At 73.3% G+C, this 22,173-nt stretch carries 15 protein-coding genes and 1 pseudogene; 7 read left to right on the top strand and 9 right to left on the bottom strand.

The window, feature by feature from the left end:
• Positions 1–3: 3 nt before the first annotated feature.
• Both IG02_RS0123840 and IG02_RS0123845 read right to left on the bottom strand, forming a co-directional pair.
• A complete protein-coding gene (locus IG02_RS0123840; RefSeq protein ID WP_051765597.1) occupies positions 4–780 on the bottom strand; it encodes a hypothetical protein in 777 nt (258 codons plus the stop codon).
• 122 nt (positions 781–902) lie between these two features.
• The gene (locus IG02_RS0123845) at positions 903–1,622 is read right to left on the bottom strand and encodes a Crp/Fnr family transcriptional regulator (protein WP_037804062.1); all 720 of its coding nucleotides are present in this window, start codon (positions 1,620–1,622) and stop codon (positions 903–905) included.
• A gap of 348 nt (positions 1,623–1,970) precedes the next feature.
• Between IG02_RS0123845 and IG02_RS0123850 the strand changes: the two genes are divergently transcribed.
• The 7 genes from IG02_RS0123850 to IG02_RS40915 all read left to right on the top strand — a co-directional run bounded on the left by IG02_RS0123850 (position 1,971) and on the right by IG02_RS40915 (position 12,337).
• Positions 1,971–5,357 carry a glycoside hydrolase family 2 TIM barrel-domain containing protein gene (locus tag IG02_RS0123850; RefSeq protein ID WP_051765601.1) on the top strand — a complete coding sequence of 1,129 codons (3,387 nt, stop codon included), beginning with the start codon at positions 1,971–1,973 and terminating at the stop codon, positions 5,355–5,357.
• Positions 5,358–5,740: 383 nt separating this feature from the next.
• Positions 5,741–7,054 carry a glycosyltransferase gene (locus tag IG02_RS0123855; protein WP_030751731.1) on the top strand — a complete coding sequence of 438 codons (1,314 nt, stop codon included), beginning with the start codon at positions 5,741–5,743 and terminating at the stop codon, positions 7,052–7,054.
• Between the two features lie 136 nt (positions 7,055–7,190).
• Positions 7,191–8,204, top strand: a complete 1,014-nt coding sequence (locus IG02_RS0123860; protein ID WP_051765603.1) for a DUF72 domain-containing protein — start codon at positions 7,191–7,193, stop codon at positions 8,202–8,204.
• A gap of 177 nt (positions 8,205–8,381) precedes the next feature.
• The gene (locus IG02_RS0123865; protein ID WP_234314879.1) at positions 8,382–9,308 is read left to right on the top strand and encodes an isocitrate lyase/PEP mutase family protein; all 927 of its coding nucleotides are present in this window, start codon (positions 8,382–8,384) and stop codon (positions 9,306–9,308) included.
• 19 nt (positions 9,309–9,327) lie between these two features.
• Entirely contained in the window at positions 9,328–9,918 is a 591-nt protein-coding gene (locus IG02_RS41750; RefSeq protein WP_234314880.1) for a hypothetical protein, read from the top strand.
• A 152-nt stretch (positions 9,919–10,070) separates the two neighbouring features.
• The gene (locus IG02_RS0123875) at positions 10,071–11,165 is read left to right on the top strand and encodes a bile acid:sodium symporter family protein (protein WP_107055685.1); all 1,095 of its coding nucleotides are present in this window, start codon (positions 10,071–10,073) and stop codon (positions 11,163–11,165) included.
• Between the two features lie 170 nt (positions 11,166–11,335).
• Positions 11,336–12,337 (top strand): hypothetical protein, encoded by a 1,002-nt coding sequence (locus IG02_RS40915; RefSeq protein ID WP_158712377.1) that lies wholly within the window; start codon positions 11,336–11,338, stop codon positions 12,335–12,337.
• Positions 12,338–12,449: 112 nt separating this feature from the next.
• Here the strand turns inward: IG02_RS40915 and IG02_RS0123885 are convergent, their stop codons facing one another.
• From IG02_RS0123885 to IG02_RS43080, 7 genes and pseudogenes are all read right to left on the bottom strand, one after another.
• Positions 12,450–14,030 (bottom strand): aldehyde dehydrogenase (NADP(+)), encoded by a 1,581-nt coding sequence (locus tag IG02_RS0123885; protein ID WP_030751747.1) that lies wholly within the window; start codon positions 14,028–14,030, stop codon positions 12,450–12,452.
• Positions 14,021–15,139: an MASE1 domain-containing protein gene (locus IG02_RS0123890; protein ID WP_051765648.1), complete on the bottom strand. Its 1,119-nt coding sequence runs from the start codon at positions 15,137–15,139 to the stop codon at positions 14,021–14,023. Before IG02_RS0123890 ends, IG02_RS0123885 begins: the two co-directional genes overlap by 10 nt.
• A gap of 64 nt (positions 15,140–15,203) precedes the next feature.
• Entirely contained in the window at positions 15,204–16,145 is a 942-nt protein-coding gene (locus IG02_RS0123895; RefSeq protein ID WP_078854752.1) for a PP2C family protein-serine/threonine phosphatase, read from the bottom strand.
• 255 nt (positions 16,146–16,400) lie between these two features.
• Positions 16,401–17,297 (bottom strand): SDR family oxidoreductase, encoded by an 897-nt coding sequence (locus IG02_RS0123900; RefSeq protein ID WP_030751753.1) that lies wholly within the window; start codon positions 17,295–17,297, stop codon positions 16,401–16,403.
• Between the two features lie 588 nt (positions 17,298–17,885).
• Positions 17,886–19,127 carry a beta-ketoacyl-[acyl-carrier-protein] synthase family protein gene (locus tag IG02_RS0123905; protein ID WP_030751756.1) on the bottom strand — a complete coding sequence of 414 codons (1,242 nt, stop codon included), beginning with the start codon at positions 19,125–19,127 and terminating at the stop codon, positions 17,886–17,888.
• A 278-nt stretch (positions 19,128–19,405) separates the two neighbouring features.
• Positions 19,406–19,630 (bottom strand): annotated as a pseudogene (locus IG02_RS43075) (acyl carrier protein); the annotation flags it as partial.
• 168 nt (positions 19,631–19,798) lie between these two features.
• Positions 19,799–22,000, bottom strand: a complete 2,202-nt coding sequence (locus IG02_RS43080; RefSeq protein ID WP_051765609.1) for an acyl-CoA dehydrogenase — start codon at positions 21,998–22,000, stop codon at positions 19,799–19,801.
• Positions 22,001–22,173: the final 173 nt, after the last annotated feature.

The following is a 22,173-nucleotide window of genomic DNA, read 5'->3' on the forward strand; positions in this document are numbered from 1 at the left end:
CCGTCACCGCGTGTACTTCTTGTGCATGGTCTTCGCCGCGTCGCCACTGCCGAAGTGGAAAACACCGCCCTTGTTCCGCTTCACCACATTGGTGGGCGGGGGAGCGGCGTCCCCCTCCGGCTTCGGTTCGGGCACCGGCTGCGGGTCCGGGTGGGAGACGAGCGGCTTCAGCTCTTCGGGACCGTGCTCAGGCACGTGGACCCAGCCGTAGCCGCTGAATTCCTTCCGCTCGACGTGCACCCTGACGTACCGGGCGGGGTCCAGGCCCTCTCCCTCACCTCGGAGCCTGACGACGTCCTGGTAGAGCTGATCGGAGATGATGACCACGAGATCGGTCGAGCTGATGGCCTTGAGCACCTGCTTGAGCTGGTTCGCGCTGAGGTAGCGGGCCACTGACACCGGGGCGGGCCCGCTGTGGCCGAGGGCGGCCGTCCGGGCCACGCCGAAGTCGATGGCCAGCTTGAGCCGCATCCGTTCTTGCTCGGCCCGGTTGGCGTTGCGCTCGCCGAGACGGATCGCCAGGTTCCGCACGAAGCAGCCGAGGACCAGCGGCTCCGGTGTCTCGAGCGGCAGCACGGCGAACTCCTGGTCACCCTGCGGCTGGCGCTGCCAGGTCGTCCTGTCCAGGCCGGAGAGCACCGCCGCCTCCTCCAGCACCCGGACCAGGTCCGCCTGGAATGCCTCCTGGCTCGGGGTGTCGAGGTGGCTGTACTGCTCCACGTCGGCGGCCATGCACAGATGGCGCGTGATGATCTCCTGCGATTTGGATGGGGAAGTCATGGGCACGGTTCTCCTGCCTGCCGTTGGTGGTGTCGGGCGTCCACTGTTGCGGCCGGATACGGAGAACACCGAGCAGGTCGTAGAAATACGGTTTTCCACAGGAGACGCGCGCGATACCCGTGTTACGGGAGGGGCGGCTCCAGCCTGGCGTTTTCCCGTAAGCGCTTCAGGTCGAGGACGGTGGTGCGGCGGTATCCCGTCGTGATGAGACCGTCCCTGCGCAGTTCGGCGAGCGCCTTGTGGATCGTGACCTCCGCCGAGCCGGTGAGCGCGGCCAGCTCCGGCTGCGTGAGGTCGACCCCGATGACGATGCCGCGGGGCACGTGATGCCCGTACGAGACGGCCAATGCCGTGAGCACGCGGGCCAGCCGCACCTTGACCGGATAGCCTCCGAACTCGATCCGTCTCTGGTTCGCCCAGCGCAGTCGACGGACGACAATCCGGTTGACAGCTCGAGCCGCCTCGGGCCGGGAGTCGAGGAAGAGCCGCAGATCGGTCTCGCGGACGATGCTGGCGGCGATCTCCCCACAGGCGGTGACCGTGGCCGATCGTCGCGCTCCGTCGTCCATGGCAGCCATCTCGCCGACGATGTCCCCGCCGACCCGGATGGCCAGCAGCGCCTCGTGACCGTTGTCCAAACGGGCGGTCACCTTGACGAACCCGGAGCGCAACAGCACCACATGGTTCGAATGGTCGCCTTCACGGATCAGGGTCTCGCCCGGCAGGTACCGACAGCGTGTTCCAAGCCGCAGCAGTTCGGTGCGTACGGCGTCCGACAGCCCGCCGAGAAAGCTTCGGGCGGGCCACTCGTGCTGTCTCTGGGATTCGGACTCTGTTGGCAAGAAAGCCCCCATCTAGTTCCGATGCGACTCTCAGCCGTGCCTGACCCGAGCACTTCCTCCGGCTCAGAAGACGAGAGCGCTGTGCGGCCGATACGGCACATGGTGAGTCGCTGCGCCAGGCGCACAACAGGGCGCATGACGATGCCGCCGACGCGCCGCAGCGCTGACCGGCACCGATACCAGTCCACCGGGCCACTGCCGAACTGTGCGCTGGACCGCCAGCGGGCCGCTCCGTGCCGGCAAAAGAACTTCCGCCGGCCAGACGTGTCCCGTACCGGAGCCTTGTGGGACGCGCGAACACGTCTGATGCTGTGGTTTCTTGTTGCCTTCCGTTCGGAGTCAGCCCCCATGAGTGCCGAGAGCCCGAGCAACGACCAGCACACCGCCGCCCCACGACCGCGTCGGCGGTCCCTCCTCGTCTCCGCGACCGCCCTCGCCGGCTGGGCGGCCTTCGCCGCGCAGAAGAGCGCCTTCGCCGCCGACGGCGTCGGCGCGGGCAGAGCCGGCGGCGGCAGCGCGGCCCCCGGGGACGAGTGGGACGCCCGGCCGCGGGTCTTCCAGATCAACCGGGAGGAGGCGCGGACCCGGCTCGTGCCGTACGGGAGTGTGGCCGACGCGGTGCGCGGGCGGCGGGTCGAGGAGTCGCCCTACTACCGCTCCCTCAACGGGGATTGGCGGTTCCGCTGGTCGAAGAACCCGGACCTGCGGCCCGTCGGCTTCCACGCCCCGGACTACGACGACAGCGGCTGGGACCGGATCCCCGTCCCCTCCAACTGGGAGATCGAGGGGTACCCCGAGCCGATCTACCTCAACATCAAGTACCCGTGGGTCGGGTACGAGACGCCCGAACCGCCCGACATTCCCCGCGAGTTCAACCCCGTCGGCTCCTACCGCCGTACCTTCGCCCTGCCCGCCGACTGGAGCGGGCGCCGCACGCTGCTCTCCTTCCAGGGCGTGAAGTCCGCGTTCTTCGTGTGGGTGAACGGGACGCGCGTCGGCTACAGCGAGGACAGCTACACGCCCGCCGAGTTCGACATCACCGCGTACGTCCGGCCCGGCCGCAACACGCTGGCCGTCGAGGTCTTCCGCTGGTCCGACGGCAGCTGGCTGGAGGACCAGGACATGATCGACCTGTCCGGGATCTTCCGTGACGTGTACCTCTACGCGATCCCGCCGACGCACGTGCGGGACCTGTTCGTCCGCACCGACCTGGACTCCGCCTACCGGGACGCGGTGCTGACCGTCACGACGACCGTACGCGACCGCGGCGGCGCGCGCCCGGACGGGCACCAGGTCGAGGCGGTGCTGTACGACGCCGGGGGGAAGCCGGTCCTGGGGCGTCCCCTCACCGGGCGGGTCGCGTTCCCGGCCGCCGGCGAGGCGGGGGGCGACGCCGTCGTCACCCTGACCGCCGACGTCCCCGCGCCCGCCCTCTGGTCCGCCGAGGACCCGAACCTCTACACCCTCGTGGTCACCCTCACCGACCGCTCCGGCAGGCCGGTGGACGTCCAGCGGACCCGTGTGGGCTTCCGCCGGATCGAGTACGGACCCGGCAGGTACACCATCAACGGCAAGCCGCTGATGTTCCACGGCACCAACCGCCACGAGTCCGACCCCGACCACGGCCAGGCGGTCCGCGAGGAGCGGATGGTCGAGGACATCCTGCTGATGAAGCGGCACAACATCAACGCCGTGCGGACCTCCCACTACCCGAACCACCCCCGCTGGGCGGAACTCTGCGACGAGTACGGCCTGTACGTCATCGACGAGGCGAACCTGGAGACGCACGGGGTCCGCGACCGCGTGCCGGCGTCGCTGCCCGAGTGGACGGACGCCTGCGTGGACCGGATGCGCTCGCTCGTCGAGCGCGACAAGAACCACCCGTGCGTCGTCGCCTGGTCGCTCGGCAACGAGGCGGGCCAGGGCGAGAACTTCCGGGCCATGGCCGACTGGACACGCGCGCGCGACGCCTCACGGCCGGTGCACTACGAGGGCATGAACGCCGTCGCCGACGTCCACAGCGAGATGTACACCAGCCCCGCCGGCGTGGAGGCGTACGGCCGGTCCGGCGATCCGAAGCCGTACATGCTGTGCGAGTACAACCACTCCATGGGCAACAGCGGCGGCAATCTCCAGGAGTACTGGGACGTCTTCGAGCGCTACCCGAACCTGCACGGCGCCTTCGTCTGGGACTGGGTCGACCAGGCGATCCGGCTCCCGGTGCCGGGCGATCCCAAGCGGACGTACCTGAGTTACGGCGGTGACTGGAAACCCGGCTACCCGACGGACGGGAACTTCAGCTGCAACGGCCTGGTCGACGCGGACCGGCGGGTCCACCCCGGCCTGCTGGAGATAAAGAAGATGTACCAGCCGGTGGGGATCTCGGCCGCCGCCGAACCGTCCGCCGGGGACTCCCAGGTCGCGGTGGCGATCCGCAACAAGCACCTCTTCAGCGGCCTGGACGCCTACGAGTTGCGGTGGACCCTGACCCGGGACGGCGAGCGCGTACGGCAGGGCACGCTGCCCGCGCCGAAGGTCGCGCCGGGCGGCACTGCCACCGTACGCGTGCCCGTGGGGCGCCCCGACGCGGCAGCCGGCACTGGCGCCGGCGCCGGCACCGGCACCGGCAAGGACACGGCCGGGGAAGGCGGCGAATACTGGCTCGACATCGCCTTCGTCCTGCGCCGGAAGACCCGCTGGGCCGACGCCGGGCACACGGTCGCCGCCGAACAGCTCGCCCTCGGGCGGCGCTCCACCGCGGCCGGGACCGCGCCCAAGCCCACGCCCTCCGCGACACCCGCCGCCCCCGGCCTCACCGTCAGCGAGTCGGACACCCGGGTACGGGTCACCGGGCGCGGCCTCGACGTGGTCCTCGACAAGACGACCGGCACCCTCGCCTCGTACCGCCACCGCGGCCGGCTCCTGCTCGCGGGCGGGCCCGTGCCCAACTTCTGGCGCGGACCCACCGACAACGACATCGGCCGGAAGTTCCACACCACGGCCCGCACCTGGCGGGACGCGGGCGCCGGCCGGACCGTGACCTCCGTCGAGGTCTCGCAGCCCTCCCCCGGCGAGGTGCTGATCGAGGTCGCCGCCACGCTCCCCACCGCGCCCGCGGCCTCCGCCTGGCACACCGTCTTCCGGGTGCTGGGCACCGGCGAGATACGGGTACGGCACACGCTCGACGCGGCCGCGGGCCTGCCCGACCTGCCCATGGTGGGCGCGCTGCTGACCGTACCGGCGGGGTTCGAGCGGCTGGAGTGGTACGGGCGCGGTCCGCACGAGAACTACGCGGACCGCAAGAGCGCGGCCTTCGTGGGGCGTTACCGCTCCACGGTCGACGACCAGATGGCGCCGTACGTCCGGCCCCAGCAGACGGGCAACATGACGGACGTGCGGTGGCTGTCCGTCGTCAACCGGTCGGGGGAGGGCCTGACCGTGACCGCGGATCCCGGTCCCGCCGCCGACGACGCCGCTGATGCCGGCGGCGGCGATGCCTCGGCGGCGGCCGACGCGTCGCCGCTGGAGTTCAGTGCCCTGCACCACTCGCCGTTCGACCTGGAAGGCCCCCGCCACCCGCACGACCTGACGCGGCGTGCCGAGACCGTCCTCGGTGTCAACCACCGGCAGATGGGCGTGGGCGGCATCAACTCCTGGGGCGCCGCCCCGTTGGAGGCGTACCTGCTGCACGCCGGCCGCAGCTACACGTACGGCTACCGGCTGCGGCCCGCGTAGGGCCGCCGTACCCGGGCCGACCGGACCGACCGGGTAGACCGGGCCGACCGTACCCGGGGCGACGAGGCTCGCGGCGCGCACTCCGTCCCGCGCGGGGCGCGTGCCCGCCGCGAGCCGCCGCCCGAGTACGCCCCGACCGCCGCTCCAGAGGTTGCCTTTCACGCGCCGTGAGAATGCACCGCAGGGCCGACAGCCGGGGGGCGAGAGTCCGGGGCCCGGGGCCGGGTGGCTCAATGGGGGGACGGAACGGGACGGCGGAAGCAGGGGCGGGGAGACGACGTGGGTTATTCGGTCGAGCAGATGTCCGGACTCGCCGGGGTGACGGTGCGGACACCCTTGGACCATACGACCGCGCACGGTACGACGGCCGCGGGGAGACAGTCATGAAGATCCTCATCGCGGCGGCCGGTTCGTACGGGGACATCGCCCCGTACACCGGACTCGCCGCCCGCCTCCGCGCGGCCGGACACGTGGTCGCGCTCGCCGCCGACCCGTCCTACGACTCGCTCCTGCGCTCCGCCGACCTGTGTCCGATACCGCTGCCCGCCGATCCGCGGTCCGCCGGCGGGGCCGCCGTCGGCCGGGCCTCGGCGGGCGGGTCCGCCGCGGGCCGGGGCGGCGGGGACGTCTCCGGGAGCGGCAACCGCGCCCTCATGCGCGCCGCCGCCGGCTTCGTCCGGACGCTGGGGACCAGCCTCGCCCGCGCGGTCGCCGAGGCCGACCCCGAAATGCTGCTCCTGTCCACCACCACGGCCCCGCTCGGCCGGCAGCTCTCCGAGGCACTCGGCATCCCCGCCCTCGGTGTGGCCCTCCAGCCCGCCCACCCCACCGGGGACTTCCCGCCGCCCGTGAGCGGCGCGCGTTCACTGGGAAAACGGGGCAACCACCTCGCGGGCCGGGCCGCGCAGCGCGTGGTGGACCGGCTGTACGCGGACGCCGTCCGGGCGCTGCGTACGGAACTGGGCCTGCCGCACACGTCCGCGACGGCGATCCGGCGCGCGCGGGCGGCCACGGTCATGCCCGTCCTGCACGGATTCAGCACGGCGCTGGTACCGTGCCCCGCCGACTGGCCCGCTGAGCTGAAGGTCGTCGGCAACTGGTGGCCGTTCGTGCCCTCCGGCGCCCGGCTGCCGGACCGCCTGGCGGACTTCCTCGCCTCGGGGCCGCCGCCCGTCCTCATCGGCTTCGGCAGCATGGGCGCGGGCCACGGGGAGCGGCTGGGGCGCACAGCCGTACGGGCCCTGCGCCGGGCCGGGGTCAGGGGAGTCCTGCAAGCCGGCTGGGCCGGGCTGTCCGCCGACGACGAACCGCCCGGTGACGACATGCTGACGATCGGGAACGTGCCGCACGCGCTCCTCCTCCCGCACCTCGCGGCGGTCGTCCACCACGCCGGCGCGGGGACGACGGCCGCCGCCCTGCGCGCCGGGTTGCCGTCGGTGCCGGTGCCGGTGACGGCGGACCAGCCGTTCTGGGCCGCCCGGCTGGTCGCGGCCGGCGCGGGCACGGCACCGCTGCCCTTCGCCGCCCTGGCCGCGAACGGCGCCGAGGAACGCCTCGCCGCCGCGGTCGGCCGTGCCGTACGGGACGCCTCCCTGCGCGCCCGCGCCGAAGCGGCGGCCCGTCACATGGAAACCGAGGACGGCGCGGGCGCCGTGCTGGCGGCGGTGGAGGAGACGCCCCTGGTCGGCGGCGTGTGAACGGACCGGCCAACCGGACCGGCGAACCGACCCGGGGCGTGACGGACCGGCGGACAGGGCCGATGGGCGTGAACGCGGCGGCGGACGGGTCCGGATGGAAGGACTTCACCGGAGCCGTGCGGGTAGCCGGGCGGTCATGGGCGAGATCCTGGTCGGTACGTGTTCCTGGACGGACCGCGCGCTGCTCGCCTCCGGCTGGTACCCGCCGGGGCGCCGCGACGCGGCCGGGAGACTGCGTCATTACGCCGAGCGGTTCCCCGTGGTGGAGGTCGACGCCACGTACTACGCGCTGCCCAGTGTCCGCAACAGCAGGCTGTGGGCGGAACGGACACCGCCCGGCTTCCGCTTCGACGTCAAGGCGTTCTCACTGCTCACCGGGCATCCGACACGGCCCGAAGCGCTGCCCGCCGATCTGCGCGAGGCGTTTCGGCGACAACAGCGGCCGGGGCCCGGGCGACGGGACGGCGCGGACCGTGACGCGAACGCCGCCACGGGCGCCGGCACCGGCACGGGCACTGGCACTGGCACCGGCACCGGCACCGGCGGTGGTGCCGACAGCGGCACCGACGGCGGGCTGCTCGACGAGATCTGGCGGCGTTTCAGCGGCGCGCTGGAGCCGCTGCGCCGAACGGGCCGGCTCGGCACGCTCCTCTTCCAGTTCCCGCCGTGGCTCGCACCCGGGCCACGGGCGGAGGCGTTCCTCGACCGGTGCCGGGAGCGTACCGCCGGCTGGCCCGTCGCCGTCGAGTTCCGGCACCCCGGGTGGTGGCGTGCGGAACGGCTCGCCGCCACCTCGGCGTTCCTCGCTGACCGGGACATGACCGCCGTGGCCGTGGACATGGCGCAGTCGCTCGCCACGTCCGTACCGCCGGTCTCCCCCGTCACCTCGCGCCGGCTGGCGATGACGCGCTTCCACGGCCGGAGCGGCGCATGGGGTACGGGGACCAAGGAGGAACGGTTCCGCCACACCTACGCCCCGGAGGAACTGGCCGAGTGGGTGCCGCGCCTGCGGGCCATGGCCGACGAGGCGGACGTCGTCCATGTCATGTTCAACAACTGCTGTGCCGACGCCTCCGTCCGCGCCGCCGCGTCGATGCGCCGACTGCTCGACGAGGCAGCGCGCCGCCGCGGTCCGGGCCTTCGCACGTAATTCGAACCTTTCTTCGCACGTAATGCGAACATAAAGAAACACTGCCGAAACTTTGCCAGATTAATTCGAGTGACGGTGTGTCGTTTTACGCGGCCTTGGTTTTCTGTAAAGGTTTTCTCCGTCAGCACATTGTCCGAACCCGTGCGCCCGCACGGGTTCCGGAACGAGGAGAGACCAATGCGCTACGGCCCCGCCCTGCGAGAAGCGGTCGCATCCCCCCGTACGACCCCTCTCATCGGCATCTACGACATGTACTCGGCCTCGATCGCGGCTCAGCACTACAACGGCTTCTTCGTGTCCGGATTCGGGTTCGCCGCCTCGCACTACGGGCTTCCCGACATCGGCTTCATCGCCTGGCCGGACATGGTCGCCTTCGCCGAGCGGCTGCGGCTGGCCTTCCCCGGCCACCACATGCTGGTGGACATCGACGACGGGTACGTGGACCCGGAGGTCGCCTGCCACGTGGTGCAGCGGCTGGAGCGCGCCGGGGCGTCCGGGGTGATCCTGGAGGACCAGAAGCGGCCGCGCCGGTGCGGACACGCGGACGGCAAGCTGGTGCTGCCGCTGGAGGAGTACCTGGAGAAGCTCGAACTGGTGCTGAGCAGCCGGCGGGACATGCTCGTGGTGGCCCGTACGGACGCGACGGAGGAGTCCGAGATCGTGCGCCGGGCGGCGGCGCTGGCGGAGACGGACGCGGACGTCGTCCTCGTCGACGGGGTCCGCAGCGTGGACTGGATCCGCAAGATCCGCAAGGTCGTCGGCGACAAGCCGCTGCTGTTCAACCAGATCGCGGGCGGGAAGTCACCGCGGCTCTCCCTCACCGAACTCTCCGAACTCGGCGTCGACGTCGCCATTTACAGCACCCCGTGCCTGTTCGCCGCGCACGGCGCGATCGACGGCGCGCTGGTCGACCTGAAAATGGCGGACGGCCGGCTGCCGGACACCCGGGAAACCGGGTCGATCGGGGTGCGGGGTTCGACGGAACTGCTGGAGAAGAACATCAGCAGGCACCACGAAGTATCCGAGGCCGGTGGGATGCGCGAGAACCGTGAGGTTCGCGAAGTCCCCGAGGCCCGTGAAGTCCGTCGGCCGGTTTCCGTCTGACCGTGAGAATTTCCCTTCCGTGACATCGAATCCTTTCCGCCCCGGCGCCGGTCGGCACCGGCTGCCGGGCAAAGGAACCCGTCTCGCGCGGACGTCCGCGACGCGTGTGTGCGTCGCGGCGGCCGCGGGTGTGCTGTACGGCGGCGGTGCGGCGGACGCGGCGCAACCGGCGGAGGCGGCGCCGACCGCGCCCGCGCCGTCGGCGCCCGTCTCGTCCACGTCCGCGCCGTCGGCACCCGTCTCGTCGGCCCCCGTGTCGTCGGCGCCCGAGGAAGAGCCGGACGAGCCCGACGATCCGCCACCGCCCGGCAACCAGCACAGGGGCCTCATCGTCATCGACAACTCGTCGGCCGACTCCTGGCTCGAGGTCGACCGGACGCTCAACACGCTGATCGGCAGCAGGGGCACGGCGGGCAGCGACCACGACGGGGGCGGCGGCGCGATCGACGTACACGCCGGAGACGTCCGTGACTCCGGCGGACCCGTCGCGTCCGGGGGTTCGTGCCCGTGCCCGGACCCGACGACCCCGTCCCCGGCACCCCGGTCCTCCCCGCTGGGCTGGATCACTCAGCTCGGCCATCCGCCCTGGCAGGGCGAAGGCAGCGAATAGCGCGCGAGCGACCACACGACAGGGCGGCACACACGGCAGGGCCGCACGCGAGACAGACCGCGAGACACACCGCGAGACAGACGAGACACATACGGGAAGAGGGTGAGTGAGACATGACGTCCCCGCTCCGGCCGGCGTCCCCGCTCCGGCCGATGTCCTGGCCCGGCCGGGTGCTCAGGGCGGTCGACCCGTATGTCGCCGCCCTTCTCGGTACGGTCCTGTTCGCCGCGCTGCTGCCCGCCACCGGCCGCGCGGGCGTGGCCGTCGGCGGCGCCGCCGACCTCGCCATCGCGCTGCTCTTCTTCCTCTACGGGGCCCGGCTCTCCACCCGCGAGGCGGTGGACGGCCTGCGGCGGTGGCGGCTCCATCTCGTCATCGGGGCCAGTACGTTCGCGCTGTTCCCCCTGCTGGGGATGGCGGCGGGCGGGCTCGTACCGTTCCTGCTCACCGAGGAGCTGTATCTCGGACTGCTCTTCCTCTGCGTCGTCCCCTCGACCATCCAGTCGTCCATCGCCCTCACCTCCACGGCCCGGGGCAACGTTCCGGCGGCCATCTGCGCCGGGACGTACTCCAGCCTCGCCGGCATGGTCGTCACACCGCTGCTCGCGGCCTGGCTGATCGGGTCCACGGTCAGCTTCTCGACCGACGGGCTGCTGGCCATCGTCGGCCAGTTGCTGCTTCCGTTCGTGGCCGGGCAGGGGCTGCGGCGCTGGATCGGGACGTTCGTGGGGCGGCACAAGAAGGCGCTGAGCCTGCTGGACCGGTTCTCCATCCTCCTCGTCGTCTACACGGCGTTCAGCCGTGGCATGGAGGAGGGCGTCTGGCGGCAGCTCACGGCACTGCGGCTGCTCACCCTGGTGACGCTGGCCGCGATCCTGCTCACGCTGGCGCTCCTGATCACGTCGTACGCCGCGCGGCGCCTCGGCTTCGGCCGGGAGGACCGGATCGCCATCGTGTTCTGCGGCTCGAACAAGAGCCTCGCGACGGGACTGCCCATGGCAGCCGTGCTGTTCGGGGCCACGGCGGGACCGGTGATCCTGCCGCTGATGCTCTACCACCAGGTGCAGTTGATGGTCTGCGCCGTGCTCGCGAACCGCTGGTCCCGCACAGCGCCGGAGCCGTCCCGGTCCCCATCCCCGTCTCCGTCCCCGTCCTCGTTCCCGACACCGGGGCCGGCGGAGGGGGCGGGGACGGCGGGCGCCACCGCCCCGGGGCCGCGCCCGCTGATGAGCGAGCCGACCGCCTGACCGCCGCCGCCCCACCGTCCACGGCCACGAAAAGGCCGTGGACGGAAGGCCGCATGCCCGACGCTTCACTCCAATGCCGACCCTATTGTCCATTTTTACACCCTTGCTCTTTTTGGGTGTATTGCGGCCGACGGTCCGTTCCCATTGGTCAGTTGAACGTTGTTACGGTCGTGGATCCACGAGAATTCTGGGAACGGAACACCGTGTTGGCCGAGGCTTTCTGCGCCAGTGACGAGCGTGTGCGCGAGGCGCAGGCGGTGCTGGACGAGGCTCAGGTGGGACGGAGCAGGACGCTCGCCGCGTTCGCCGTCACCGTCGGCAGCGACGGTACGGTCGCGAACCTGCTGGGCCTGGGCGAGCGCGAGGTGCGCGTGGCGCGCCGGACGGTGGGGCGCGAGGAAGCCCGGTGCGTCGCCGAGGAGTTGCTGCGCGCCCCGCACGTGGCGCAGGCGACGCAGGCGGCGGCTCAAGCCGGGCAGTTGCCCCACATGCCGCAGATGGCTCATGACCCCTTCGCCGAGGCACTGACGATGGAGGTCCAACTGCCGCACCAGCGCAACGAAACGGTTCAGCCGGGACCGGAGCCGCCCGCGCAGGACGCGCTGCTGCCGCCGACCGCGCATCTGACGATCCCCACCGCACCCACGGGTCAGCCGGGGCAGGCGCCGGTGACGCCCCCGGTGCCGTCCATGCCTCCCACGGCGGGCACCGGCACGGCGCCGGAGACCTCGGGCGGCACGGCGCCCTCCGGGGTCTTCGGGGCCCCGACGGCCCCCGTCACACCCATGGCGCACATGCCGTCGATGACCCCCATGGCGTCGATGGCCCCCATGGCGGCCACAGAGGACGGTGTCGCCTGGTCTCCCAGCATGGACTCCGTCCTGGTGTGGAGCTGGAAGTCCGGGCTCGACCTCCAGACCGTGGCCGCCGAACTGGGCCTGGACCTCCGCGCACTGCTCCTGCGCGTCCAGGCCCTCGCCGACGACGGACGGCTCAGCGCCGGCTCCTCGTTCTCCGACAGCAGGCACTCCGGTCACCCTGGCCACCCGGGTCACCCGGGTCACCCGGGTCACCCGGGTCACCCCGGGCGGCACCGCCGGCACCCGGAAGACCCCTATCAGGCGTACTACAGCCCCACCACGACGGCGTTCCCCACCGCCGTGCACCACTGACTCCACTGATCGCGACCGGATCGCCGGAGGGCGGCACGGCGGGAGGGCCCCTTCGCGGCGCGAGGGGGCCCTCGCCACGCCCCGGCCCGCGCGCACCGCACCGGGAGCCCGGTCAGCGCTGCTCGCGGGCGCCGTCCAGGCGGCGGCGCAGCCCGTACGGGTTGTCGTCGTGCAGCGCGGCCGGGAGCAGCTCGGCCGGGACGTCCTGGTAACAGACCGGGCGCAGGTAACGGCGTACGGCGAGGGTGCCGATCGCGGTGGTACGGGCGTCGGAGGCGGCCGGGAACGGGCCGCTGTGGACCGTCGCGTAACCGACCTCGACCCCGGTCGGCCAGCCGTCGTACACGACCCGGCCCGCCTTGCCCTCCAGCAGCGGCAGCAGGGCGCGCGCGGTGTCCCGGTCGCCGGTGCCGTGGTGCACGGTCGCGGTCAACTGCCCCTGGAGGGCGTGCGCGACCTCGACCAGCTGCTCCGTGTCCCGGCAGGTCACCACGGTCGCGGCGGCGCCGAACACGCCGTCCTGGAGCGCCGGTTCGGCCAGGAAACGCCCGGCAGGGACGGTGAACAGCCTGGCCACACAAGTGTTGGCACCCTCGCCCGGCCGGCCGGCCGCCACTTCCCGTACGTCCTCGACCGCCGCGAGCGCCGCCGTGGCGCGCTCGTACGCGGCGTGGACCTCCCGGGTCAGCATGGTGGCCCCGGTGTACGCGGCCAGCGCGGTACGGGCGGCCACCAGGAACTCGGCCAGCTCCAAGCCGTCGGCGGCCACCAGCAGTCCGGGAGCCGTACGGAACTGTCCCGCGTCGCGCGTGAGTTCCCGGGTGAACGCCTCCGCCAGCTCGGCGGACCGTTCGCGCAGGGCGCCGGGCAGCAGGAACACCGGATTGAGGCTGGTCATCTCCGCGTACACCGGGATCGGTTCGGGGCGGGCGGCGGCCGTGCGCAGCAGCGCCGCTCCACCGGCGCGCGAGCCGGTGAAACTGACGGCCCTGATCCGGGGATCGGTGACGAGGGCCCGCCCGGTCTCGGCGCCGGAGCCGAAGACCAGCGAGAACACGCCCTCCGGGAGCTCGCTGTGGCGCACGGCGGCGGCGACGGCGGAGCCGAGGAGTTCGGCCGTGCCCAGGTGCGAACTCGGCGGCCGGACCACGACCGGACAGCCGGCGGCGAGCGCGGCGGTGGTCGCCTCGCCCGCCACGGAACGGGCGATCGGGGACTCGGCCGCGCCGAACACGGCGACGGGGCCGAGGGCCAGATGGCGTTCGCGCAGGTCGGGCCGGGGCTCGGGGGAACGGTGGCGCAGCGCCCGGTCGATCCGTACCTCCGCCCAGCCGCCGTCCCGCACCTCGGCGGCGAAGATCCGCAGCTGGGCCGCCGCCCGGTCGCGTTCGGCGGTCATCCGGCCGGTGGCGAGGCCGGTCTCGGCGACCGCGCGGTTGATCAGCTCACCGCCGAGCGCCTCGACCCGGTCGGCGATCCGCTCCAGGAAGGTCGCGCGCCGCTCGGGGGAGGTGGCGCCGTACGTGGGGGCCGCCCGCCGCGCGAGCACGCACGCGTGGGCGATGTCGTCGGGGGTGGCGGAGCCGTAGGCCGGTTCCAGGGGGGTGTCGGTGCGCGGGTCGGCGGCGGCGAGCGCGGGGCCGGTGCCGGTGCGCCGCTCGGCACCGAGGAACATCGCTCCGGTCAGGGGCATGGGCCGTCTTCCTCTCCGTTTCCTTCTGCGCCGCTTCGTCTTCCTTCTGGGCCGCTTCGTCCTGAAGTCGTTCCTGGGCGGGGCTTTTCGGGCGCCCGGCCTGGCGCCCGGCCGGAGGCGGGGCCGGGGGCGCGGCCGGCGACGGGGCCCGTGCCGGGTTCCTTCGGTGCGAGCCGCCATACGACGGCGGCGAGTTCGTCACACGCCTCCTGGATCCTCAGCCGTACGTTCGCCTGCTCGGTCACGATCGCCGCCAGCAGCAGCGAGGTCAGCGCGGCCGAGCCGTTGAGGACCTGGAGGCTGATCATCCGCTCCACCAGCGTGTGGCCCTCGAACGCGCCGACGCTGTCGGTCGCCTCCGAGATCGCGAGGACGGACGCGAAGAGCACGTACGGGGCGCTGCCCGCGAGTTCGAAGCGCAGGGCGGCCCAGATGAGGACCGGGAAGATCAGGTAGAGCATGCTCAGCGGGCTCATCACGGCGACCGGGGTGACCACGGCGGCGACCACCACCAAGGCCACGGCCTCGGGCCATCGCCGTGTGTTCCAGGGCGGCCGGAACCTGGGCAGGATGAGCAGCAGCGGGGTCACGACCAGCACCCCCATCGCGTCCCCGGCCCACCACGCCGACCAGGTCGGCCACCAGTCGTCCGCCGGCATCCTGCCGCCGAGCAGCAACGACGCCGTACCCACCGTCGCGCTGACGAGCATCCCGCCCAGCGCTCCGAGGAACACCAGCGCCACCCCGTCGCGCAGCCGGTCCAGCTGGGTACGGAACGCCACCTTCCGGAGCATCAGCAGCGCACAGAGCGGGGCGAGGGTGTTGCCCGCGACGATCCCGATGTCGGCGGTGTTGAGCGGACCGAGCGTCCGGACAAAGGCGAGCGCGCCGAGCGTGACACCCGGCCAGACGCCGGGCCCCAGCCGGAGCAGCGCGGCCAGGGCGATCCCGGTGGGCGGCCACAGCGGCGTGACGACCGCCTCGCCGAAGGTCACCTGTTTCAGCAGGCCGAGCCGGCCGGCCCCCCAGTAGACGGCGGTGACACCGAGGATCCGGAGCAGCGCCACGGACAGGCGCCCCGCTCGTCGGCTCTCCTCGGTACGCACCACACAGGCCATCAGACATCGGTCACCGCCCGGGTACGCCTAGACACGCACTGGCGGGGCACGGGCGTCACCCGGGGCGGGCGGGACGGAGGTGTCCGTACGGGCCTGTCGGCGCGAGCGGCACCGGCGGCACCTCCGGTCGTCCCGATACCGCCGGAGGGGTCGGCACGGCAGGCGCCCCGTCGTGGCACAGGATCAGGACGGCCGCGTCGTCCGTGTGCCCGGTCGACTCGGCCACCGCCATGACCCGCTCCGCCAGCTCGGCCAGGTCGCAGCCGGCGCCCGCCCGCGCGCGGACCAGCCGTACCACGCGGGCCAGCCCCTCCTCGATCGGCACGGACGGCCCCTCGACCACCCCGTCCGTGAGCAGGACGAGAACCCACCGGCCCGCCAGTCGGCGGCGCGTCACCGGGTACCTCTCGCCCGGCGCGATGCCGAGCGGCAGCCCGCCGGCGTCCTCGGCGACCCCGGCCCCGCCGTCGGCGGTGGCCCATACGGCCGGCGTGTGGCCGGCCCGGGCGCTCTCCAGCTCCCGGGTGACGGGGTCGAAGCGGAGGAACGTACAGGTCGCGAAGAGGCCACAGCCCACGGACAGCAGCAGGTCGTTGGCCCGGCTCAGGGCCTCGCCCGGATCCCTGGCCACCGCCGCCGTCGCCCGCAGGCCGATCCGGACCTGTCCCATGAAGGCGGCGGCCTCGACGTCGTGTCCCTGCACGTCCCCCACGCAGAACCCGAGCGTGCCGTCGGGCAGCACGAACCCGTCGTACCAGTCGCCACCGATGTCCAGCCCGTCCCGGGCGGGGGCGTACAGCGCCAGGGTCCGCAGCCCCGGCGCGGCGGGCAGCTCGGCCGGCAGCATCCCGCGCTGCAACGCCTCCGCCAGCTCCACCCGGGCCCGGTGCAGCTCGGCCCCCTGCCGCGCCTGGGCGGTGAGCCGCCCGAGCGTGGTCAGCAGGTCATCGGCGCTCGCCGACGGAGAGGCCGACGAAAAGGGGGTACGCCGGGTCATGCACCGCTCCGGGGGATGTGCGTGCGCGCGGCACTCGATGAGGATCCGAGACGGTCCGACAGTCGCAGATTCATCATATTTCTCTCCGCCAACCGTGGCGACCGCCCGACGCAGGTGCCACCGCCGACCGCGGCGAACCCCGGGCACCGCGAACCCCGGGCACCCGCGAACCGCGGACCCTGTCGAGCCGGCCGACGCCCATGACGCAACGGCCGACACGACAGTGGCGTGCCTGCCCGCGCACCGGCGAACGGCTCAGCCGGCACCCGCGCCGGTGCCCGCGCCCGCGCCCGCGCCGCTCGCCGCCGACGCACCGAGCAGGGTGGTCGGGGTGCCGGACGCCCAGGGTTCCAGGGCCGGCAGGTGGCGGCGGGCGTGGCGTGCTCCGGCGGTCGGGAGGGCCGCCCGTACGAGGCGGGCCGCGCGCAGCCAGGGCTGGGCGTAGATGTGGTGGGCCCGGCGCTCGATGCCGGAGGCCAGCCGGTCCACGGCCGGGGCCACCGGGTACGTGCGGTCGGCCGGCCAGGGCAGCCGGGCGCGCAACTCGCGCAGCGTCGAGTCCTGTTCCGCGCTCCGTGCCATGTCCGTGTCGGTCCAGCTCAGGTACGCGACCCCGACGCGTACACCGTGGTGCGCGACCTCGGTCCGCAGGGTGTGGGCAAAGGCCTCCACCCCCGCCTTCGACGCGCAGTAGGCGGACATCATCGGCGCGGGCGCGAGGGCGGCGAGCGAGGCGATCTGCAGGTAGTAACCGCGCGAGACGAGCAGCGCCGGCAGGAACGCGCGGGCGGTGACGGCGCTGCCGACGAGGTTGACCTCGATCACCCGCCGCCACGCCCCGGGATCGGAGTCCAGGAACAGCCCGCCGGCCGCGACCCCGGCGTTGGCGACGACCGCGTCGACCCGCCCGAACCGCTCGGCCACGCGCCGGGCCGTACGGGCCATGGCGTCCGCGTCCGTCACATCGGCGTGCCAGTGGTCCGCCTCGCCCGGCAACGAGGCGGCGACCCGCTCCAGCGCGGCTTCCTCCGAGCCGACGAGCGCCAGTCGGGCGCCGCGCGCGGAGAGGGTACGGGCGAGCTGCGCGCCGATGCCACGGGCGGCGCCGGTGACAACGGCGGTACGCCCACGGAGCGGCAGATGGCTGCTCATGAACGGACCTCCACAGTGAGGGGACGGGGCCGGTTCGCCGTCCCCGCGCGGCGCTGCGCGGGGACGGCGGCGACGACCGTACGGAAAGGGACACCAAGGGAAACGACGACGGGCCGGACAGGAGTCGGGCCCCCTTCCAGTGGCAGGTGGCGGGTGACTGGTGGCCGTGGCCGGTGGCCGTGGCCGGGCAGGGGGCGCGTGGCCGGGTGCCGCACGGCCGGGTGGCGCACGGCCGGGTGGCGCGTGGCCCGGCGGCAACGGCGCGGCCGAGGCGGCGGATTCGCCGGGACGGCAGGCGGGGGACTCACCCGACACCGGACGGCGAGTGGGAGGTGCCGTGATGACGGCATCGGATCCCGGAGCCGGCAGGCCCGCAGGTGGCCGGGTCGCGGCGCACGGAGAAGCGGGGCACGGCCGGGTACGGCGCGCGATCAGCGCGCCCGCGCTCGTCGGGCGTGTCGCACGGGCACGTCGCACGGAAATGCCGCACGGAGACGTCATACGAAGACGTCGTACGGACACCTCCCGCGGGCGGGCAGCGAGGGGGAGCAGCGACAGCGACGTACAACGGCCGACCGCCCGCAGTCGTCAGGCCCGCCGCAACGCCACCACCGCGTTGTGCCCGCCGAAACCGAACGAGTGGCTGACCGCACGCTCGATCGGCCGGTACAACGGTGTCTTGGTCACGCACGCGATGTCGAACTCGTCTGCCGGGGCGTCCAGGTTCGCCACCGGTGGTACGACCCCGTGCTGGAGGCTCAGCACGGTCAGCCCCGCCTCGATCGCGCCCGCCGCTCCCATGCAGTGCCCCAGCACGCCCTTCGGCGCCGTGACCGGGGGTCGGTGCGGAAAGACCCGGCTGATCACCGCCGCCTCCGTCGCGTCGTTCAGCGGCGTCGACGTCCCGTGCGCGTTGACGTGCTCGACATCGCCCGCCTGCCAGCCCGCGTCCCGCAGCGCCGCTTCCACCGCCCGCTGCGCGACCGCGCCCGAGGGGTGCGGGCTCGTCGGGTGGTGCGCGTCCGTGGTCGCCCCGGCGCCCGCCAGCAGCGCGCGCGGCCCCGCGCCGCGCGCCCGCGCGTCCGCCTCGCGCTCCAGCACCATGACGGCCGCGCCCTCCCCCATGACCAGTCCCAGCCGGTCCGCCGCGAACGGCCGGCACAACCGCGCCGGATCGTCCCCGGGCCGGGCCACCGCCGCCGACCGCGAACGGGCGAAGCCGGTCATCGCGACGGGGAAGACGATCGACTCCGTCGCGCCCGCCACCGCGATGTCGCACTGTCCGGTGGTCAGCAGGTCGCGCGCCACGGCCAGTGCCGTGACGCCGGACGAGCACGCCGTGCAGGGCGCCATGCTGGGGCCCGTCGCGCGCATGTTGATCGCGATCTCGGCGGCCGGCATGTTCGGGATCGTGAGCAGGACGCCCGCGGGCGATGTCGCGCCGGGGCCGCGCCGGTCGAGCGCGACGGCCTGTTCCGCCAGGCTCGCCGAGCCCCCGCTGCTGGTCCCGACCACGACGGCGACCCGGGTGCCGTCCCAGGACCGCGGGTCGAGCCCGGCGTCGGCGACCGCCTCGCGCGCGGCGAGCAGCGCGAACTTGACGTAACGGCCCATCCGGAACGCCGTGCGTCCGCCGATCGCCGCGTCCAGGTCGATGCCGTCGACCGTACAGGCGAAGTCGACCTCGCAGCCGCGCAGTTCGGGGACCCTCCGGGCGGTCGAGGCCCCGGCGCACAGTCCGTCCCAGGTGGACTCGGTGTCATGACCGGCCGGAGTGATCATTCCCAGGCCGGTGATGGCGACGGCGGGCCGGGTCTGCTGCCGGGTCATCGGCCGACGCTCATGGCCTCGGCCCGGTGCGCACCGGCCCCCCACGTACCGGCGCCAAGCGAACCGCTGCCACGCGAACCGGCGTCCCGCGCCTCGGTGTCCCGCGCCTCGGTGTGACGGGCCCCGCCACGCGCGTCGGCGCCGCTCACCGCGGCCGTACGCGTGTCGACGCCGCTCGTCCTGTCGCCGCTCGCCGCCGGCCCGAACGTCTCGCCCTGGCGCGTCCCCGGCGTGTACGCCTCGGCCTCGTACGCCTCGTTCGCGTCGCTGAGGAACTTCGCCTCGTCGAGGAACGCCGTGATCTCCGTCAGCGTGGCTCCCTTGAGGAACGACTCCGCGTCGGCGTCGATGCCCAGTGTCTCCTTGATGATCACGGCGAGCTCGGCGACGGCGAGGGAGTCCATCTCCAGACTGTCCATCGTGGCCTCGGGGATGATCTCCACGACCGGTACCTTGAACGTCTCGCTCAGCACCTCGGCGATCTTCGGGTGGATCTCGCTCATGACATGTCCTTTCGAGCGGATGGATGGGTTCGTGGGGTGAGCCGGCCCGGCGGTGGCACCGCGCTCCCGTCACGGCCGCCACCGGACCAGGGGGTACGCCATGCTCCGGTACGACGCCGGACGGCGCCGCCTCGCGTACGGAGGACGACGGCGCGGCCCCTCCGGGCTTCACCGCATCGGCAGTACGGATACGGGGGGCTCCGCCCCCGGGGTGACGGCCGGCCGCGCCGCGTGCCAGGCGGCGCCCGCGTCGTCGTAGGCGGCGACGTAGCCGGACCCGGCGATCGGCCGGTCGGCGAGCCACTCCTCGGGCAGGGCGAAGGCGGCGACCAGGGCGGGGGCGTGACCGGCGAGTTCGGCGACGAGCCGTTCCACCGCCTCGGGCAGTTCGTCGAGGTGACGGGCGGTCAGCCGGCCCCGGGCCAGCAGGTCGCCGCTGTTGCGGTCGATCCACCGGAGCGCGAACAGCCGTCGCAGGGCGCACAGCACCTGCGGGGCTTTCGACGCACCCTCCGTCACACCCGCCGCCTCCACCGCGTCGACCGCCCGCACCGCCCGCACCGCCGCCCCGAACGCCTCGGCCGCGCGTCGGTACGCGTACGCCTCGACGGCCCGGAGCGCCGCGCCCGAGGCGGCGTTCCAGCGCGCCAGCGGGTCGCCGTGCGGTGCCCGCCGCATCCGCTCCCGGGCCCGGGAGAGCCACAACTCCTCGATGTACCAGAGGAGTTGGTTCAGGAATCGGGGATCGGTCAGCGACTGATGCTCCGGGGCGGCCCCGGTGGCCGGGGCGGCCCCGGTGGCCGTGGTGGCCGTGGTGGCCCCGGTGGCCGTGGTGGCCGTGGTGGCCGTGGTGGCCGTGGTGGCCGGACCGGGCGCGGACGCCGGACCGGGCGCGGACGCCGGGGCCGGCCCCGGCATCGCGGCAGGTTCCGGCCTCGCCGCGGGCCCCGGCCTCGCCCCCGGTCCGGGCCCCGGCCTGGCGGGGACCAGCATCTCCGCCGCCGCCTTCGCGAAGATCGCCAGGTTGTCGCCCTCCGCCGTGATGACCCCCTCGATCCCCGTCATCAGCTCGGTCATCCCGTTGTTCTCCAGCAGCCCCTGCGCCCCGCAGCGCTCCCGCGCCTGGAGGATCACCGTCCGCGCCTGCCAGCTGATCCAGCCCTTGGCGACCGCGACCAGCCGCTCGGCCTCCTCCCGTGTCCGCTCCGTGCGCGCCTCCCACGCGTCCACCGCCGTACGGTGCAGGAACGTCATCGCGTACACCGTGGCCAGCGCCTCCACCAGCGGCCCGTGGTGGCTGCGGTGCGCGAACACCGGCACCGTCTGGCCGGACCTGACTCCGGAGATCAGCCGGTGCCCGCCGTACCGCACGGCCAGGGCCAGCGCGGAACGCGCCGAGCCGACCGCGCAGGCGCTCATCGAGAGCTTCCCCGGAGTGACCCGGCCGATCGAGGCCAGGAAGCGCCGCCGCCGGCCGGTCTGTCCGCCGATGAACGTGCCGTCCTCGCCGAGGCGCCCCTGCGCACCGCCCAGCAGGGCGTCCCGGGCCACGAAGACGTCGTCGAACGAGGTCAGGCAGTGGTCCACCGGGCTGCCGACGCGGTTCGGCAGCCGTCGCACCCGTACCCCCGGCAGCGCCCCGGCCGCGTCGGTCAGCGGGGTCAGGAACAGGAAGACGCCCTGGTCCGTACCGTCGTCCATGATCAGCCGGGCGGCCACCACCCCGGACTTGGGCCCCCCGGCCGGGCTGGTGTTCGGCATGAACTTCTGCGCCCCGGCATGCGGGGTCCGCAGTACGAAGCCGTCCCGCTCGCGGTCGTACGTCGCCGTCGTCTCCACGGCGGCGGCGTCGTTGCCGTGGGCCACCTCCGTGCACAGGAACGTGCCGGTCCGGCGCAGCGCCAGGAAGTCGGACAGGTCCCGGCCGCCCCCGTCCGGGCCGTGCCCGCCGGCCCGGTCCTGGTCGAGCAGGCTGCCCAGGAAGAGGTTGTAGTGGATGCCCGCGACCGTCGTGAACGCGGGATCGACCGGCCCCAGCCACTCGTGCAGCGCGGCGAGCGCGCGCACGTCGGCGACGAGACCCGCCGGCCCGTCGCTCAGCGAGGCGTTGACGGACCGCAACCGCCCGTACGCCAGGGACAGCCGCTCCTCCGCCGAGGCTCCGGGTCTGCTCCGGAACATCTCCGCCGCCGCGAGCCGACGCCACGGTCCGTGCTCCCGGTCGAAGCAGGCGCGGGTGAAGTCGGCGCGGGTGCCGAACAGGACGCGCGTCAGTCTCTCCACCAGAGGGGACGGCAGGACGGGGGAGCCGGACGGCACCGACGGCACGGACGGGGCGGACAGGGGTTCCTCGACGGTGTTGTTGAGCATCGCGGTCACACGAGAGTGAACGACCAAGGCATGGCGAAGAAACGACTATTCAGCAGTCAACCAACCAAGACATTCGTTCGGTGAGCACCCTTGCGCTCCGATGTGCAGCAGGTCGCGCACGTGCACAAACTCCCTGGTGCCGCGCCTTGTTCACGCGCGGTACAAACTCTGCC

Source organism: Streptomyces sp. NRRL F-5135 (assembly GCF_000719775.1).
Classification (GTDB): Bacteria; Actinomycetota; Actinomycetes; order Streptomycetales; family Streptomycetaceae; genus Streptomyces; species Streptomyces hebeiensis.

What these genes read in the sequence shown, in the direction of transcription:
- IG02_RS0123865 (WP_234314879.1), top strand. Translation starts at nt 8,382, where the DNA reads ATGCGCTACGGCCCCGCCCTGCGAGAAGCGGTCGCATCCCCCCGTACG.
- IG02_RS0123850 (WP_051765601.1), top strand. Translation starts at nt 1,971, where the DNA reads ATGAGTGCCGAGAGCCCGAGCAACGACCAGCACACCGCCGCCCCACGA.
- IG02_RS0123900 (WP_030751753.1), bottom strand. Translation starts at nt 17,297, where the DNA reads ATGAGCAGCCATCTGCCGCTCCGTGGGCGTACCGCCGTTGTCACCGGC.
- IG02_RS0123855 (WP_030751731.1), top strand. Translation starts at nt 5,741, where the DNA reads ATGAAGATCCTCATCGCGGCGGCCGGTTCGTACGGGGACATCGCCCCG.
- IG02_RS0123840 (WP_051765597.1), bottom strand. Translation starts at nt 780, where the DNA reads ATGACTTCCCCATCCAAATCGCAGGAGATCATCACGCGCCATCTGTGC.
- IG02_RS43080 (WP_051765609.1), bottom strand. Translation starts at nt 22,000, where the DNA reads ATGCTCAACAACACCGTCGAGGAACCCCTGTCCGCCCCGTCCGTGCCG.
- IG02_RS0123860 (WP_051765603.1), top strand. Translation starts at nt 7,191, where the DNA reads ATGGGCGAGATCCTGGTCGGTACGTGTTCCTGGACGGACCGCGCGCTG.
- IG02_RS0123905 (WP_030751756.1), bottom strand. Translation starts at nt 19,127, where the DNA reads ATGACCCGGCAGCAGACCCGGCCCGCCGTCGCCATCACCGGCCTGGGA.
- IG02_RS0123885 (WP_030751747.1), bottom strand. Translation starts at nt 14,030, where the DNA reads ATGCCCCTGACCGGAGCGATGTTCCTCGGTGCCGAGCGGCGCACCGGC.
- IG02_RS0123875 (WP_107055685.1), top strand. Translation starts at nt 10,071, where the DNA reads ATGTCCTGGCCCGGCCGGGTGCTCAGGGCGGTCGACCCGTATGTCGCC.
- IG02_RS0123895 (WP_078854752.1), bottom strand. Translation starts at nt 16,145, where the DNA reads ATGACCCGGCGTACCCCCTTTTCGTCGGCCTCTCCGTCGGCGAGCGCC.